This is a genomic window from Amycolatopsis sp. NPDC049691 (assembly GCF_040675005.1).
Lineage (GTDB): Bacteria > Actinomycetota > Actinomycetes > Mycobacteriales > Pseudonocardiaceae > Amycolatopsis.
Map to the genome: position 1 here is coordinate 529,500 of NZ_JBFANX010000003.1, position 14,212 is coordinate 543,711.

Annotated in this window: 17 protein-coding genes; 3 read left to right on the top strand and 14 right to left on the bottom strand. The window is 73.5% G+C overall.

The features are described from left to right. Nucleotides 1–247: 247 nt before the first annotated feature. Nucleotides 248–409, top strand: coding sequence for a hypothetical protein (locus AB0J40_RS09590; RefSeq protein ID WP_364449925.1), 162 nt, complete (start codon nt 248–250; stop codon nt 407–409). A gap of 164 nt (nt 410–573) precedes the next feature. Here the strand turns inward: AB0J40_RS09590 and AB0J40_RS09595 are convergent, their stop codons facing one another. The 5 genes from AB0J40_RS09595 to AB0J40_RS09615 are packed head-to-tail and all read right to left on the bottom strand — an operon-like array spanning nt 574 to nt 5,323. Continuing rightward, a complete protein-coding gene (locus AB0J40_RS09595; RefSeq protein WP_364449927.1) occupies nt 574–804 on the bottom strand; it encodes a zf-HC2 domain-containing protein in 231 nt (76 codons plus the stop codon). Next, nucleotides 801–1,445: a sigma-70 family RNA polymerase sigma factor gene (locus AB0J40_RS09600; protein WP_364449930.1), complete on the bottom strand. Its 645-nt coding sequence runs from the start codon at nt 1,443–1,445 to the stop codon at nt 801–803. The genes AB0J40_RS09595 and AB0J40_RS09600 overlap by 4 nt, the downstream gene beginning before the upstream one ends. 41 nt (nt 1,446–1,486) lie before the next feature. Then, complete coding sequence (locus AB0J40_RS09605; protein ID WP_364449933.1) at nt 1,487–2,677, bottom strand: cation:proton antiporter; 1,191 nt, start codon at nt 2,675–2,677, stop codon at nt 1,487–1,489. 3 nt (nt 2,678–2,680) lie between these two features. After that, entirely contained in the window at nt 2,681–3,385 is a 705-nt protein-coding gene (locus AB0J40_RS09610) for a flavodoxin family protein (protein WP_364449936.1), read from the bottom strand. A 12-nt stretch (nt 3,386–3,397) separates the two neighbouring features. Then, nucleotides 3,398–5,323, bottom strand: coding sequence for a thiamine pyrophosphate-binding protein (locus AB0J40_RS09615; RefSeq protein WP_364449939.1), 1,926 nt, complete (start codon nt 5,321–5,323; stop codon nt 3,398–3,400). An 84-nt stretch (nt 5,324–5,407) separates the two neighbouring features. Between AB0J40_RS09615 and AB0J40_RS09620 the strand changes: the two genes are divergently transcribed. Further along, nucleotides 5,408–6,043 carry a hypothetical protein gene (locus AB0J40_RS09620; RefSeq protein ID WP_364449941.1) on the top strand — a complete coding sequence of 212 codons (636 nt, stop codon included), beginning with the start codon at nt 5,408–5,410 and terminating at the stop codon, nt 6,041–6,043. Nucleotides 6,044–6,053: 10 nt separating this feature from the next. Here the strand turns inward: AB0J40_RS09620 and AB0J40_RS09625 are convergent, their stop codons facing one another. Together AB0J40_RS09625 and AB0J40_RS09630 are read right to left on the bottom strand one after the other, a co-directional pair. Then, nucleotides 6,054–7,121: a substrate-binding domain-containing protein gene (locus tag AB0J40_RS09625; protein WP_364449944.1), complete on the bottom strand. Its 1,068-nt coding sequence runs from the start codon at nt 7,119–7,121 to the stop codon at nt 6,054–6,056. Nucleotides 7,122–7,189: 68 nt separating this feature from the next. Next, a complete protein-coding gene (locus AB0J40_RS09630; protein WP_364449947.1) occupies nt 7,190–7,552 on the bottom strand; it encodes a hypothetical protein in 363 nt (120 codons plus the stop codon). 103 nt (nt 7,553–7,655) lie between these two features. On the opposite strand from AB0J40_RS09630, the gene AB0J40_RS09635 reads away from it, so the two are divergent. Then, nucleotides 7,656–8,360, top strand: coding sequence for an SGNH/GDSL hydrolase family protein (locus AB0J40_RS09635; protein ID WP_364449949.1), 705 nt, complete (start codon nt 7,656–7,658; stop codon nt 8,358–8,360). Here AB0J40_RS09635 and AB0J40_RS09640 read toward each other — a convergent pair. The 7 genes from AB0J40_RS09640 to AB0J40_RS09670 form a co-directional block, all read right to left on the bottom strand. After that, entirely contained in the window at nt 8,339–9,349 is a 1,011-nt protein-coding gene (locus AB0J40_RS09640) for a hypothetical protein (RefSeq protein ID WP_364449952.1), read from the bottom strand. The two genes, AB0J40_RS09635 and AB0J40_RS09640, sit on opposite strands and share 22 nt — an antisense overlap. Before the next feature lie 48 nt (nt 9,350–9,397). Beyond that, the gene (locus AB0J40_RS09645) at nt 9,398–9,853 is read right to left on the bottom strand and encodes a hypothetical protein (RefSeq protein WP_364449954.1); all 456 of its coding nucleotides are present in this window, start codon (nt 9,851–9,853) and stop codon (nt 9,398–9,400) included. Then, nucleotides 9,850–10,368: a sigma-70 family RNA polymerase sigma factor gene (locus tag AB0J40_RS09650; RefSeq protein ID WP_364449957.1), complete on the bottom strand. Its 519-nt coding sequence runs from the start codon at nt 10,366–10,368 to the stop codon at nt 9,850–9,852. Before AB0J40_RS09650 ends, AB0J40_RS09645 begins: the two co-directional genes overlap by 4 nt. 129 nt (nt 10,369–10,497) lie before the next feature. Continuing rightward, nucleotides 10,498–11,649: an alpha/beta fold hydrolase gene (locus AB0J40_RS09655; protein ID WP_364449960.1), complete on the bottom strand. Its 1,152-nt coding sequence runs from the start codon at nt 11,647–11,649 to the stop codon at nt 10,498–10,500. A gap of 11 nt (nt 11,650–11,660) precedes the next feature. Continuing rightward, nucleotides 11,661–12,383, bottom strand: coding sequence for an SDR family NAD(P)-dependent oxidoreductase (locus tag AB0J40_RS09660; protein ID WP_364449963.1), 723 nt, complete (start codon nt 12,381–12,383; stop codon nt 11,661–11,663). Next, nucleotides 12,380–13,267 (bottom strand): fumarylacetoacetate hydrolase family protein, encoded by an 888-nt coding sequence (locus AB0J40_RS09665; protein ID WP_364449966.1) that lies wholly within the window; start codon nt 13,265–13,267, stop codon nt 12,380–12,382. Before AB0J40_RS09665 ends, AB0J40_RS09660 begins: the two co-directional genes overlap by 4 nt. Continuing rightward, the gene (locus AB0J40_RS09670) at nt 13,267–14,193 is read right to left on the bottom strand and encodes a VOC family protein (RefSeq protein WP_364449969.1); all 927 of its coding nucleotides are present in this window, start codon (nt 14,191–14,193) and stop codon (nt 13,267–13,269) included. Before AB0J40_RS09670 ends, AB0J40_RS09665 begins: the two co-directional genes overlap by 1 nt. Nucleotides 14,194–14,212: the final 19 nt, after the last annotated feature.

Below are 14,212 nucleotides of genomic sequence, written 5' to 3' on the forward strand. Positions count from 1 at the left end.
CGGGCTCGCGGCGGCGGCCGACATACCGGCTGGGCGTACCTCTGGCGTCGGGCGTCCGTTCCGACGTGTCCAGCAGTAAAGCGAGCAGAACCGGGCATGTCAAGTGCTCGATAGTGCTTGATTAGTGCCCGTAACGGACAGGATTGCGCGCCCAGTAGCGCGCCCGCAGGACGGTTCGCCCATACAAGTATTGTGCTCCGCAAGTCTTGGGGGCCGCGCACGGCGGCCGGGCTCGCGGGAGGCGCCGATGGCGGACGACGGGGAGGACCCCGCGCCGGAAAGCCGCCCGAACGAAGACGAGCTCGCCCTTCGCGACCTGCACGACCGCATCGTCGCCCACCAGCGCGCCATCGACGAGCACCTCAACCGGGACCGGCCGGCCCCGCGCGAACCCGGCCCGCAGGGCTGACTCGTCCTCGGCGAAGTCCTCCCGGGCCGCCGGCGAGTCGCCGCGGCGCAGGACGACCGCGATCGCGATGAGGGTGAGCCACCCGCTCGGCCAGCCCGGTCACGCCGAGCACGATCCGCACGACGGCGGGCAGCCGGGATCCCCTGTGGACCGTCGTGGCGTGGTCAGCGGGCGTGCCAATCGCGGAAGGCGTCGAGGACGCTGTCGCGGACGTCGGCCGAAAGGGTCTCGGCCGGGAGCGAACCGAGTTCCGCGATCGTCGTGCGGAACTGGTCGAGGTAGGTTTCGCACCCCTCGCACAGCGCCAGGTGCTCGACGAACCGGGCTTCGGTACCCGGATCCAGCGCGCCGTCCAGGAAGGCGGTGACGAGTTCGACGAACTCTTCGCACGTCATGCCGGTTTCCCCTCGGCGCCCAGGTATTCCGCGAGCCGCTCGCGGACCGCGGCCCGCGCGCGGTGCAGGAGCACCCGCTGGTTGGCCGCGGTGATCTCCAGCAGCGCGCAGACCTCGTCCGCGCTGTGGTCGGCGACGTCGCGGAGGCTGATGACGGCGCGCTGCCGGGCGGGCAGCTCGTCGAGCGCGCCGGCGATCACCTGGCGGATTTCCAGGGCCAGTGCGGTGTTTTCCGGCGACGGCCACCTGGCCGGGAACTGGCGCCAGCCACCGGGGTGGTCCTCGCCGGGGCCGCGGAACCGGGCCGGGTCGACGGTGGGGCCGCGGTCGTCGCCGTCGGGCGCGAGGCTCGCCCAGGGGATGCTGCGGTGTTCGGCGGTGCCGCGTTTCTTGGCCGTGTTGACCAGGATCCGGTACACCCACGTCTTGAACGCCGACCGGCCCTCGAACGCGTCGAGGCTCTTGACCACCGCGAGCCACGTGTCCTGGACGACTTCCTCGGCGGACGCGTGGGTCGAGACGAACGAGCGGGCCAGGCGCAGCATCGGCGCCGACCACGCGTCGAGGACGGCGGCGAAGGTGCCCTCGTCCCCGCCGCGCAGCGCGGCGACGAGTTCGGAATCCGGCGGAAGCGGGCTCACCAGCCGAATATAGCCGCGGGAACGGGCGAAACCGGTGACAGTCATCTTACGGCCGCCCGCTCCCGGGACCGCAGCAGCGACAGCGCCCCGGCGGGGAACAGCAGCACCGAAAGCAGGCCGGCGCACACGAGCGCGGCCGCGGTCACCGGGGTCATCAGCCCGACGAGCACCCCGATCTGGGTGGCGGTGACGAGGAACGGCAGCGACGTCGCCTGCAGCAGCCCGGCCGCGATCGCCTGCCGCGCACCGAATTCCCGGGCGAACAGCAACGCCGGGACGCCGCGCGCGAGCAGCAGCGCGGCCAGGAACAGCGGGACCCTGGCGAGCGCGGCCGGGTCGGCGAGCAGCCCGGACAAGTCGAGCCGCAGGCCGCTGGTGACGAAGAAGACCGGCACCAGGAAGCCGTACCCGATGGCGTCGAGCTTGATCCGGAACCTCGGGTGCGACGCCGGGTCGCGGTCGAGCACGCCGACGACCGCGCCCGCGAGGAAGGCGCCGAGAATGCTTTCCAGGCCGAAAGTTTCGGCCAAGGCGACGAACGCGACCAGCAGCACCACGGCCGCGCGGACCCGGATCTCGGCGGTGGTGTCCTGCAGCCGCAGCAGGGTCGCGCCGAGCCGGCGCGACCGGCCGGCCCGCGCGACCACGAAGGCGGTCACGACCACCAGGCCCGCGAACGCGGCGAGCAGCACCACCCGGGCGCCGGTGCTGCCACCGGAGGCCGAGAACAGCAGCGAGACCAGGAGGACGGCGGCGAAGTCGGCCACCGACGCGGCGGCGATGACCGCCTGCCCCAAGCCGCCTTCGGCCTGCCCGGCGTCCTTGAGCACCGGGACGACCAGGCCGAGCGAGGTGGCCGACAACGCCACCGCGACCAGCAGCGGGCTGCGCACCCACCCTGCGGCGGCGAAGCCCGCGCCGGCCGCGAGGCCGAGTGCCAGTGTCAGGACGTAGCCCAGCAGCGCCACCCGCAGGGCCCGGCCGCGCAGCCGGTGGACGTCGATTTCCAGCCCCGCCAGGAAAAGCAGGAAGGCGAGCCCGAGCAGGGCGACGATCTGCACCGGCAGGTCCGGCTGGATCCAGCCGAGGCCCGACGGCCCGAGCGCGATCCCGGCGACGATCTCCAGCACCACGGCCGGCACGCGCAGCTTCGGCGCTAGGCCGAGCAGCAGCGGCGCGGCGAGCGCGACCGCCGCCACCGCGAACAGGTTGACGAAGCCGACGCCGGGCATGGCTCAGCGGTATTCGGGGTTGGCGAAGTCGAAGCGGCAGCCGGCGTCCCATTCGCTGCGCTGGTTGCCGTGCGCCGGGATCCCGCCCGCGTCCTTGAGCATCCGGGCCAGGTGCAGCAGGTTCCACGTCATGAACGTGGTGTTGCGGTTGGTGAAGTCGTTCTCCGGGCCGCCCGAGCCGGGGTCCAGGTAGGACGGTCCGGGCCCCGCCTCGCCGATCCAGCCCGCGTCCGCCTGGGGCGGGACGGTGTAGCCGAGGTGCTGCAGGCTGTAGAGGACGTTCATCGCGCAGTGCTTGACACCGTCTTCGTTTCCGGTGATCAGGCAGCCGCCGACCCGGCCGTAGTAGGCGTACTGCCCGGCGTCGTTGAGCAGGTGCGAACACGCGTAGAGCCGCTCGATGACCTGTTTGGTGACGGAACTGTTGTCCCCCAGCCAGATCGGCCCGGCCAGCACGAGGATGTCGGCGGCCATCACCTTCTCGTAGATGGCCGGCCAGGCGTCGGTGGCCCAGCCGTGCTCGGTCATGTCGGGCCAGACGCCGGTCGCGATGTCGTGGTCGATCGCCCGCAGCACCTCGACGCGGACGCCGTTCTTCTCCATGATGCCGCGGCTGACCTCGATCAGGCCGTCGGTGTTGCTGGGCTCGGGCGAGCGCTTGAGGGTGCCGTTGAGGAACAGGGCGCTGAGGTCGTCGTAGTTCGGCATGGGTCGTCCCTTTCAGAGGAGTTCGGCGTCCTGTTCGACGCAGAGCAGGGTGGGTCCGTCGGCGGCGAAGAGCGCGGTCATCGCGTCGTCCAGCTGCTCGCGCGCGGTGACGCGGATGCCTTGGGCACCACAGAGTTCGGCATACGCGGCCCAGTCCGGGTTGACCAGCGACGTCTGCCACACGGGGTAGTCGCCGGCGAGCTGCTCCTTGCTGATCTTGCCGAGCGCGTTGTTGTTCAGCAGCACGTGCTTCACCGGGATGCCGTACTTGACCGCCGTGGTCAGCTCGGTCGCGTACTGCCCGAACCCGCCGTCACCGGTGACGGCCACGATCGGCCGGTCCGGCGCCGCCGCCCACGCGCCCAGCGCCGCCGGGTAGCCGAAGCCGATCGAACCGAGGTACCCCGACATCAGCACCGGCTGGCCCTTCGACTCCAGGTAGCGGCCCAGCGAGTAGGCGTGGTTGCCGACGTCCACGGTCACCACGGCGGCTTCGGGCAGGTGGCGCGACAGCGCGTCGAAGACCGCCGCCGCCGAGACGCCGCGGCCGCGGTCGTCGGCGACCCGGCGGGCCTTCTCCGCCCGCCAGATCGCCCAGCGGGCGGCGACGTCGGCGCGCTGGTCTTCGGCCTTGGCCTCCCCCAGTTCGGCCACGAGCGCGTCGAGAGCGAGCCGGGCGTCGCCGAGCAGGGACGTCGTGACCGCGTCGAACCGGCCGATCGCACCGGGGTCGTCGTCGACCTGCAGGATCGGCTTGTAGGCGGCGATGCCGGTGTGGTTGCTGAACGACGCCCCGACCGCGACGATCAGGTCGGCTTCGTTCATCAGCCAGCTGGCCACCGGCGTCCCGCTGCGGCCCAGCACGCCCGCCCCGAGCGGGTGGGTGTCGGGCACCAGGCCCTTCGCCTTGAACGTGGTGAGCACCGGCGCGCCGAGGCGCTCGGCCAGCGCGGTGACCTCGGCGGCGGCGCCGCGGGCCCCGTGGCCCACGACGAACACCGGCCGGCGGGCGTCCCGCACGAGCGCGGCGGCCGCGGTGACGGCGGCGGCGTCCGGCCGCCCGGCCCGGCCCGCGCGGCGACCGTCCGGGGTGGACGGCGGTGCGTCGCTCGGCAGCACCTGGACCTCGTCGGGCAGCACCAGGTGCGCCACGCCCCGCCGGTCGACGGCGTGCTTGACCGCGAGCGCGGCGAGCTCGGCGTGGTCGCTTCCACTGTGGACGGTCGTGGTGGACACGGCGACGTCGCGGAAGACCGCGGAGAGGTCGACGTCCTGGAACGCGCCGCGGCCGAGCACCTTCGACGGCACCTGCCCGGAGATCGCGAGCACCGGCGCGCCGTCGAGCTTGGCGTCGTACAGGCCGGTGAGCAGGTTCGTCGAGCCCGGCCCGGCGATCGCGAAGCACGCCGCGGGCCGGCCGGTGAGCTTGCCGTACGCGCTCGCCGCGAACGCCGCCGCACCCTCGTGCCGGATCCCGAAGTACGTCAGGTCACCCCGGGCTTCGGCGCGGCGCAGGGCCTCGGCGAACCCGAGGTTCGAATGCCCGACCATGCCGAACACGTGCCGCACCCCCCAGGCGACGAGCGTCTCGACCAGCACGTCGGCGACCGTCCTGGCCGGGACCGCCGGTGCCGGCAGGCTGACGAACACACCGTCCGCGCGCTCCTCGACCGGGTAGGTGGCGACGGCGTCGCCGAACCCGCCGGGTGACTCGCCGGTGACCGGGTCGTAGTCGTAGCCGTGCCAGGGACAGCGCAGCCAGCCCTTCTCGATCGAGCCTTCGCCGAGCGGGCCGCCCTGGTGCGGGCAGCGGTTTTCCAGTGCGCCGAGCCGGGCGCCGCACCGGGACAGCGCCACGCTGCGGCCGTCCACGGTGACGCTGCGGACCCGGCCGTCCGCGGGCACGTCGGCGGGGTCCACCCGATGCCAGTCCGCCATGTAACGCCTCCAGGGTTCGGGGACACTGCGGTGACGGCAGGCTCAGTGCCCGGAACCCTCCCGGGCGTTACACGAGGAGTTCGGATGGACTGGGAACCGACGAGACGGTCGCTGCACGGCGTCGCCGAACTGCTGCTCGCGGGCCCGCAGCACCGGGCGACCGGGCGCATCGACCTGGCCGTGACCGACGGCGGGTTCGCGACGGCCGCCGAACCGGCGTTGCGCCTCGAAGGGGACGAACTCCTGGCCGGCGCCGCCCGCGTCCGGCTCGCCGGCCGCACCTACGCCGAAGCCGCGGCGGAGGCGGGGATCGAGGCCGGCGAACCCGCGGGCGTCTACTCCGGCGGTCCCGGCGTCCGGCCGGACGAGACGATCGTCTTCGCCGCCGACGCGCTGAAGCTGCTTCTCCAGGCCTTCGCCGACGGCGACCGCGCGCTGCGCGAGTTCGCGCCCGCGTCGGTACCGATCCTGTGGCCGGAGCACTTCGACGTCGCGATCGCCCTCGACGAGGTGAACTACGGCGTCTCCCCCGGCGACGGCCACCTCGGCGAGCCCTACGCCTACGTCGGCCCGTTCACACCGCGGCGGGGCGAGTTCTGGAACGCGCCCTTCGGCGCCGCCCGTCCGGTCGCGAACCTGGGCGGTGCCACCGCCATCGCGGCCTTCTTCGCCGAGGGCCGTGCCCTCACCGCCGAGGGGCGCGCAAACCGTCCAGGATGAGCGCGACCGGTCAGCCGGCCTCGTACAGCTCGGCGGCCAGGATCGTCCGCCGCGGCACTGCGTGGCCGCCGTGCATCTTGACGAGCAGGTCGACCGCGCCCACCGCGAGGCGGTGGGTGTCCTGGACGACGGTGGCCCGCAGCGGGCTGCCGCCGGTGTCGATCAACGCCCGGGCTTCGAGGACGCCGTCGATGCCGACGACGACCGTCTCGCGGGTGGCCGCCGACGGGGTGGCCAGGAGCGCGTCGGCCGCGCCCAGTGCCATCTCGTCGTTGGTGGCGAAGATCGCGTCGAGGCACCCGCCCTCCGGCAGCTGCCGGACGTGGGCGCGGACCGCGTGGTACGCGCGGGAGCGCATGAATTCGCAGTGGTCGACGACGGTGACGTCGACGTCGGGCAGCGCGGCGCGCAGCGCTTTTTCGCAGCGCTGCTGCCGGCTGTCGTGTTCCCGGCTGGCCACGACGAGCACGTGCGGCGCGGTCTTCCCGCGCAGCCGCGCGACCAGCCAGTTCCCCGCCAGCTCGCCCAGTTCCCCCGTGTCGTAGCCGATGAACGCGGTCCGGGGCGGGTATTCGGACTCGCCGGGAAACGGCTCGAGATCGGAGAAGACGACCGGCAGCCGGACGTCCCGGCAGAACGCCGCCAGGTCGTCGCGCAGCCGCAGCACCTCGCCGGCGACGATGATGCCGCCGGCGTAGGCGTTCTTCCGGCGGAGGATGCGCCGCAGGTGGTGTGCCTGGGCACCGGCGTCGTAGTCGCGGTCCGGGATCCGCAGCACGAGGTCGAGGTCGTTGCGGTCGAGCGCGCTGTGCACTTGCTGCACGAGGTCGGCCACGTAGTACTTCTGCGTGAAGGCCGAGGTCATCAGGAAGACCGCGGCGGATCGGTTCCGGCGCCGCAGCACCACCCAGAAGCAACCGCCGACGACGGCGGAGACGAGGGCTGACCAGAGCACCGTTGCACCGGCGGAGATCCCGGCCTGCAGCGCTTTGGTGAGCACGGCGAGGATGACACCGCTCAGCACGGACGTGGTCACCGCGAACAGGGCAGGCGTGCGGTCGCGATCCAGCCCTGCCATGTCGGCTCCCCCTCCGTCGACGGCGCTGTCCCGGAGGGCGATGATACGGCCGAAACGTAGCTATCCGGTCACCACGGGACGAGGGCCGAGGCGGCGCACAGCGCGGCCCAGGCCGTGGCGAACGCGGCGACCTTCTTGCGGGCGGACCGGTCGGGCAGGCCGGTGCCGAAGACGACCGCGTCGGCGGCGTCGGACGCGACGCGGGCGGCGAGCGCGGTCCGCAACGGTTTGCCGGCGGGGGCGAACACCATCGCGAGGCCGATCGCGGCGTCGCGGGCGCCGATGCCCGCGGTCAAGGTCCGCACGGCGGCGGTGACCTCGCCGGTGGGCGTCGTCAGGCCGCAGGGTTTGGCCAGCACGCGCGGTGCGGCGATGATCGTGACGCTGTAGGCGGCGGTCACCGCTCCGAGAACACGGGTCAACGCGGGCATCGGCCACTCCTTCGGTCCGTGGAGTCTCGGCTTACCCGTCCGGACCGCTGCCAAACCGATGCGGGTCCGGCTCCGAATGCCCGGGAAACGGAACCAGGAGGGGATGCGCGTGCCGACGTGGACGGGCCGGGTGCTCGACGCCGCCGCCGTGGTGCTGCCCGGTATCGGCCGGGTCCGGGCGCAGCAGGAGCCGTTCGCGCGGGTGTGGGCGGAGGCGGGCCGGGCGGCGCTCGCCTCGGGCCGGCCCTTGTGGGTGGCGCTCGGCGACTCGATGACGCAGGGCATCGGCGCCGGCACCGTCGCGGGCGGCTGGGTCCCCCAGCTGAACGCCTGGCTCGGCGCGCCGTTCGCGGTGCTGAACCTGTCGGTTTCCGGCGCCCGGGTCGCGGACGTCCTCGAGGACCAGCTCCCCCGGCTGCCGGCGCGGGCGGCCTTGGTCACGGTTCTGGTGGGCGCCAACGACATGCTGACCCGCTCGCGCCGCCGCGGGGTCGCGGACCGCTTCGCCCGGCTGCTCGAGGAGCTCCCGCCGGGCCGGTCGGTCGTGGCGACGCTGCCGAGGCGCAACGCGGCGGCCCAGGCCGTCAACACGCTGATCGACACCGCGGCGGCGGACGGGCGGGTGCGGGTGGCGGACCTGCGCGGCCCGGCGCTGGGCCCGATCCGCGGCACCCTCGCCGACGACTGGTTCCACCCGAACGAGGTCGGCTACGCGCGCATCGCGGGTCTCTTCGAGGCCCCGGTCCGCGCGGCCGCCGGGATCGACGTCGCCGGGCCGAAGACCCCTCAGTGCGGGAGCGACTCGTAGACCTTCTTCGCGGTGCCACCGAAGTCCCCGGCTGCCGGGTGATCGGCCCGGTACTCGACGAGCACCCGGTCCCGGCCCGCGCGGAACAGGATCTGCCGCCGTCCGCCGGCCTCCGGGGACGCGCAGCTCGTGTCGCCGATCGGGGCGGGCAACGCTGCCCAGCCCGGCTCCGTCTCGCACAGGAACCGGGTTTCGGCGGCCGCCGCGTCCGCGTCGCGGTAGATCGTCTGGGTGACCGTCATCGTCTCCCGCGCCGCCGACTCGCGCGCGCAGCCGATCTTGACGTTGCTGCCGGACACGGAGAACGCCTCGTGCAGCGTGAACGACTCGCTCCGGGATCCGCCCGCCGGGTGGCTGGTGAGCGCCGTGAACAGCCCGTCCGGCAAGGCGTCGCACGGTTTCGCGGTCAGGTCGTACGGCGCCGGGTACCGGTACCCGGGCGCCGGCTCCGGCCGGTCCGCGAGCCGGGCGGCGACGCCGTCGACCAGCTTGACCAGCACGCCTTCCCCGCCGGGGATGACGGCGAAGTGGGTGAGCTGCAGCTTCGCCGCCGGGAAGAGGACCGTGACGTCGAGGACGCCGTCCTGCCGCTCGTACCGGATGCCGTGGCTGGTCGCCGTGCCGCCCACCTTCTGCTCGCCGACCGTCAGGAGCACCGTCGGAACCGAACTCGGGCTCGCCGGCTCGACCGGGCCCCCGCAGGAAGTCGACCCGGGGGCCTCGGTCTTCACGAACGCGGACGCGTACTTCAGCCCGGCCGCGGCGACGACGTCCGAACCCAGCACGGCGCAGGCGTCGAACGCGGTGGCGGCGCCCGTGCCGGGGACGGTCTCGAGGTCCACCGGGGGTGTCTTCGGCGCCGGCGCGGCACCGGGCGCCGCGAGTCCCTTGATCAGCCCGCGCCCGAACGGGATCAGGATGATCACCAGCAGCACGGCGAGCACCAGCAGGAACGTCCGGTTCCGGCCGCCACGGGACAACTCGGTCATCGAACCTCCCCCAGTTCGACGGTCACCCTACCGGGTCGCCGCGAACGGTTACGACCCGCGGCTGAGCTGCTCCTTCCGGCGCAGGAGCGCGGCCCGGCCGCGGCGGGCGGCCCGCAGCCGCAGCACCGCCACCGCGCCCAGCACGAGCACCACGACCAGCAGCCCGGGCTCGATCCGGTGCCGCAGGGTCGTGACGACCACCGCGCCCGCGGTGAACAGCAGCCACGCCGCCACCCCGAGCCAGCCGGCGACGACGCGGTCGCGGGCGAACAGCGGGGCCCGGCGCGCCACCGCCCAGGTGCCGAACACCGCCCAGGCCAGCCCGATCGCGACGAGGACGGCGAAGGCGACCACCGTCCGCGGCGGAAGGCCGGGCTCGGTCGCCCACAGCAGCCCGACGAGGCCGCTCCCGAGCAGCCCGGCCAGTGCCACCGTCACGTAGCCCACCCGCCGCCGCAGCGACAACGGCGGATCGAGCCGCTTGATCAGCTCTTCCGGGGTCATGCCTCGTACTCCTTCCGTACCAGTTCCTCGCGCAGCAGCCGCCGGGCCCGGTTGAGCCGCGACTTCACCGTGCCGACCGGCACGGCGCAGATCTGGGCGCACGCCTCCAGCGGGAGGTCTTCGAGGTAGAACAGCAGGAGCACCTCGCGTTCCCGGACCGGCAACGCGCCCAGGGCCTCGCCGAGCACCTCCCGGTCGACGATCGCGTCGCTCTCGTCCGGGCCGGCCGGCTCCTCGGCCGGCTCGGGGCCGGCGTGGGCGTAGGTGTCGCGCAGCCGGTTCGTCACCGCCCGGCGGGCGATGGTGAACAGCCACGGCGCGAACCGCTCGGGCCGGCGCAGTTTCGGCAGTCCGTGGAACACGGCCAGCCACACTTCCTGGACGACGTCGTCGTCCGGGCCGGCGAGCATCCGCCGGACGTACCGGTCGACCGCCCCGTGCCAGGCTCGCACCAGCTCGGGGAACGCGTCGCGCTCGCCCAGCCGGCACCGGACGATCAGCAGCTCATCGCTCATCTGCCCTCCTTCCCCCGTTCAGTCGGGGCGGGGAGGCGGAAGGTTCACGGGGTTCGGCTGAGCGGCTGGTGGATCATCTCGACGCCGCCGCCATCCGGCCGGGTCGGGTCCGCCCCAGCCTGGCACAGCTCACCGGCTCCCGGTGGCTGCGAAGGTGTCGGCGACCCAGTCCGCGATGTACGTGCTCACGTGGGGCAGGTGGTCGAGTCCGATGTGCTCGGTCGCGCCCTCCTCCGCGGTGAACACCCGCAGCTCGCGCCGCGGCGAGTTGACCGCCTGCTCGTACGAGCGGTGCGCGTACTCCAGCGGGATCTGGCGGTCGTGCTCGCCGTGGGCGATCAGGAACGGCACCGTGATCTTCTCGACGACGCCGTCGAGGTGGACGCCGTCGGCGAACTCGATGAACGTGTCCAGGTCGTCGTGGCCCCACACCCACAGCACGTGCTCCCAGTAGTGCGGGACGGGCCGCTCGCCCTCGCGTTCGAGGCGGCGGCGCTGCACCGCGCCCCAGTCGTGGTTCGCGCCCCAGGCGACGCAGAGCGCGAACCGCTTCTCGAACGCCGCCGCGCGGGGCGCGTAGTAGCCGCCGAGCGACCAGCCGACGATCCCGATCCGGCCGGGGTCCACATCGGACCGCGTCCCGAGCCAGTCCACGGCCGCGCCCGCCCACGCCTCGGCGTCGATGCGAGCCGTGAGTCCCTGCAGCCGCAACGCTTCCCCGGTGCCGGGCTGGTCGAGCATCAGGCACGAGACGCCGCGGGCGGCCAGCTCCCGCCAGTGGCCCGAGCCGTACATGTGCTCCTTGGTCGAGTCCAGGCCGTTGACCAGCACCACCACCGGCGCCGACGGGCCCGCGGAGCTGAAGTAGGCCGGCAGGGTCGTGCCCTCGTACGGGATCGCCACCCGGGAGACGCCGGGATCGCGCAGGGCGAAGGACTTCCGCGCGAGGTCGAGGACCCGGCGGTAGGCAGGCAGCCGGTTCGGGTCGGAGCGGGCGAGCATGCGCTCGGCCTGGCAGAGGTAGTTCGTGGCCCGGAAGTACAGCTCGCCGGCGGTGCGGGAGTGGCCGGCCTTCTCCGCTTCTTCGGCCTGACCGGCGAGCTGGTCGGTCAGCGCGGTCCACGCGCGCAGGAAGTCCGGCGTGCCGGCGTCGGAGCCGCGGGCCGCGGCGTCGCGGATGGGACGGCAGGCGCGGTCGATCTCGTCGATGAGCCCACCGCTGTTGAGCGCGGCGACCACGCCGAGGTTCCAGACGTAGTTGCCGGGGAAGTATTCGAACACGGGGGTTCCTCTCAGGTTCGGGCGGCTTCGCTGATCGATTTGACGCCGCCGTGCGCGGTCAGGCCGCCGTCGACGGGGATCTCGGCGCCGGAGACGAACGAGGCCGCGTCGCCGATCAGGAACGCGACGAGCGCGGCGACCTCCTCGGCGGTCCCGGTGCGGCCGAGCGGGGTCTCGGCGACGTTCGCGGCCCGGAACCCGGGCGGCGCCGAGGCGGTCATCGGGGTTTCGACGTAGCCGGGGTGCACGGCGTTGACGCGGATGCCGCGGCCGCCCAGTTCGAGGCAGGCGGCCTTGACGAAGCCGCGCAGCGCCCACTTGCTCGCGGTGTAGGCGACCGGGTAGTGCCCGGTCAGCGCGGCGGCCGAGCCGACTACGACGATCGACCCGCCGGCCCGCATCAGCGGCACCACCGCCCGCACCGCGCGCAGGACGCCGCCGACGTTGACGTCGTGCACGTGGGCCAGCTCGGCGGCGTCCAGCTCGTCGAGCCGGGCCCGCCAGGTGACGCCCGCGCCGGCGACGAGCCCGTCGACCCGCTCCAGGCTCGCGGCGAGCCCGGCCCAGCCGGCGTCGTCGGTGACGTCGAACCGGCGGTGTTCGACGCCGGGCAGACCGGGGTCTTCGGCGCGGTCGACCCCGATCACCCGCGCGCCGTCCGCGGCCAGCCGCCGCGCGGTCGCCGCGCCGATGCCCTGTGCCGCACCGGTGACGACCACGACCTTGCCGGTCACCGCGACCGCCGCCGCGGCCGGGACCGGGCCGGGCGGACCGGCGGCAGCTCGACGCCGGGGACGACCGTGTTCCGGATCGTCCCGATGCCTTCGACCGTCATCTCCACGACGTCCCCCGGCCGCAGGGGCTCCCGGGTGTCGCCGCGTCCCCACAGCTCGGCCAGGCAGCCGCCGTTGCCGCAGGTTCCGGAGCCCAGGACGTCACCCGGGCGCAGGCGCGTGCCACGGCCGGCGTAGGCGGCCAGTTCCTCGAACGGCCAGCCCATGTTGGACAGCAGGTCCCGGCCCACCTCGGAGCCGTTGACCGAGACCCGCATGGCGAGCGCCAGGAAGCCGTCCGCGTCGCGGTACGGCTCCAGCTCGTCGGCCGTGACGAGCCACGGGCCGAGCGTCGTCGCCGAGTCCTTGCCCTTGGCCGGCCCGAGGTTGACCTTCATCTCGCGCCGCTGGAGGTCGCGGGCGGACCAGTCGTTCATGATCGTGTAGCCGAAGATCCCGTCCGGGCCCAGGACGGCGGCGACTTCCAGCTCGAAGTCGAACCGCCGGGAGCCGGGCGGGACCGGCACGTCGTCGTGCGCGCCGACCAGCGCGGCCGGGTTGGTGAAGTAGAACGTCGGCGCCTCGTACCACTCCGGGGGCACCCGACCCGGCGCGACCATGCCCTCGACGTGCTCTTCGAAGGCGACGAAGTCCCGGACGGCCGGCGGGTCGAGCGGGGACAGCAACCGCACTTCGGCCAGCGGCACGACCGGTCCGCCGGGGACGGGCCGGTCGCCGCGGACCACGTCCAGCACGGTCATCCCGGCCGGGAACGCCTGGACGCCGTCGCCGGAGACGACGCCCGCGCGCACGGTTCCGCCGTGCTCGTAGGTGGCGAGGCGCATCAGAGCGGCGGGGCCGCGAACAGGCCCTTGTCCGGGTCGTTGAACGACCGCCGCGCCACGAACTCGTTCATCGCGTTCGCCGTGCCCCACTGGTCGGACACCTCGGGATCGCTGAAGTCGTAGAGGTGCGGGTGCCAGGTGTCCTCGTCGACGTGCTCCAGCTCGGTGGTGTACTCCACCGTGTTGCCGTGCGGATCGAGGAAGTAGCTGAAGGTGTTGTTGCCGGCCAGGTGCCGGCCGGGGCCCCAGATCTTCTCGACGCCCGCGCGCAGCAGCCGTCCGGTGCCGCGCAGGTACTCGTCGAGGCCGCGCAGCTCGAACGACACGTGGTGCAGCGACGGGTGCGGGCAGCGCGCGATGGCCATGCTGTGGTGCCACGAGTTCACCCGCAGGAACCACATCATCTCGCCCATCCGCGGGTGCATGAGGATGTCCGACAGCCGGAACCCGAGGTGCTTCTCGTAGAACGCCCGCGTGGCTTCGGGGTTCGCGGAGTTGACCACGACGTGGGAGAGCCGGACCGGGACGGACTCGCCCGCCTCGATCCTGCGGTGGGCGCGCACCGCGACGTCCGCGCTGATCTCGATGGTGCGGCCTTCGTTGTCGAAGAACCGGAACCCGTAGCCCCCGCCGGGGGTGTGCAGGGCGCGGGGTTCGTGGACGAGGGTGACGCCGCCGGTGGCCAGCCGAGCGGCGAGAGTGTCGACGTCGGCCGGGGTGGCGGCACCGAAGGCGATCAGGTCGATGCGCTTGTCGTCCGCCTGGCGCAGCCGCACCACGTACTGCTCGGGCGAGCCCTCGGCGGCGAGGAAGGCGACACCGGAGTCGGTGTGCTCGGTCGTCAGGCCCCACGCGCCGGTGTAGAAGTCCCGCTGGCGGGCCAGGTCCGGCACGGCGAGGTCGACGTGCCGCAGGTGGGTGATCATCTCGGTCTCCTCCGGGAGG

Coding starts and splice junctions, on each gene's coding strand:
- AB0J40_RS09640 (WP_364449952.1), bottom strand. CDS start 9,349: ATGACCGAGTTGTCCCGTGGCGGCCGGAACCGGACGTTCCTGCTGGTG.
- AB0J40_RS09590 (WP_364449925.1), top strand. CDS start 248: ATGGCGGACGACGGGGAGGACCCCGCGCCGGAAAGCCGCCCGAACGAA.
- AB0J40_RS09670 (WP_364449969.1), bottom strand. CDS start 14,193: ATGATCACCCACCTGCGGCACGTCGACCTCGCCGTGCCGGACCTGGCC.
- AB0J40_RS09645 (WP_364449954.1), bottom strand. CDS start 9,853: ATGACCCCGGAAGAGCTGATCAAGCGGCTCGATCCGCCGTTGTCGCTG.
- AB0J40_RS09610 (WP_364449936.1), bottom strand. CDS start 3,385: ATGCCGAACTACGACGACCTCAGCGCCCTGTTCCTCAACGGCACCCTC.
- AB0J40_RS09605 (WP_364449933.1), bottom strand. CDS start 2,677: ATGCCCGGCGTCGGCTTCGTCAACCTGTTCGCGGTGGCGGCGGTCGCG.
- AB0J40_RS09650 (WP_364449957.1), bottom strand. CDS start 10,368: ATGAGCGATGAGCTGCTGATCGTCCGGTGCCGGCTGGGCGAGCGCGAC.
- AB0J40_RS09630 (WP_364449947.1), bottom strand. CDS start 7,552: ATGCCCGCGTTGACCCGTGTTCTCGGAGCGGTGACCGCCGCCTACAGC.
- AB0J40_RS09615 (WP_364449939.1), bottom strand. CDS start 5,323: ATGGCGGACTGGCATCGGGTGGACCCCGCCGACGTGCCCGCGGACGGC.
- AB0J40_RS09620 (WP_364449941.1), top strand. CDS start 5,408: ATGGACTGGGAACCGACGAGACGGTCGCTGCACGGCGTCGCCGAACTG.
- AB0J40_RS09665 (WP_364449966.1), bottom strand. CDS start 13,267: ATGCGCCTCGCCACCTACGAGCACGGCGGAACCGTGCGCGCGGGCGTC.
- AB0J40_RS09595 (WP_364449927.1), bottom strand. CDS start 804: ATGACGTGCGAAGAGTTCGTCGAACTCGTCACCGCCTTCCTGGACGGC.
- AB0J40_RS09625 (WP_364449944.1), bottom strand. CDS start 7,121: ATGGCAGGGCTGGATCGCGACCGCACGCCTGCCCTGTTCGCGGTGACC.
- AB0J40_RS09635 (WP_364449949.1), top strand. CDS start 7,656: ATGCGCGTGCCGACGTGGACGGGCCGGGTGCTCGACGCCGCCGCCGTG.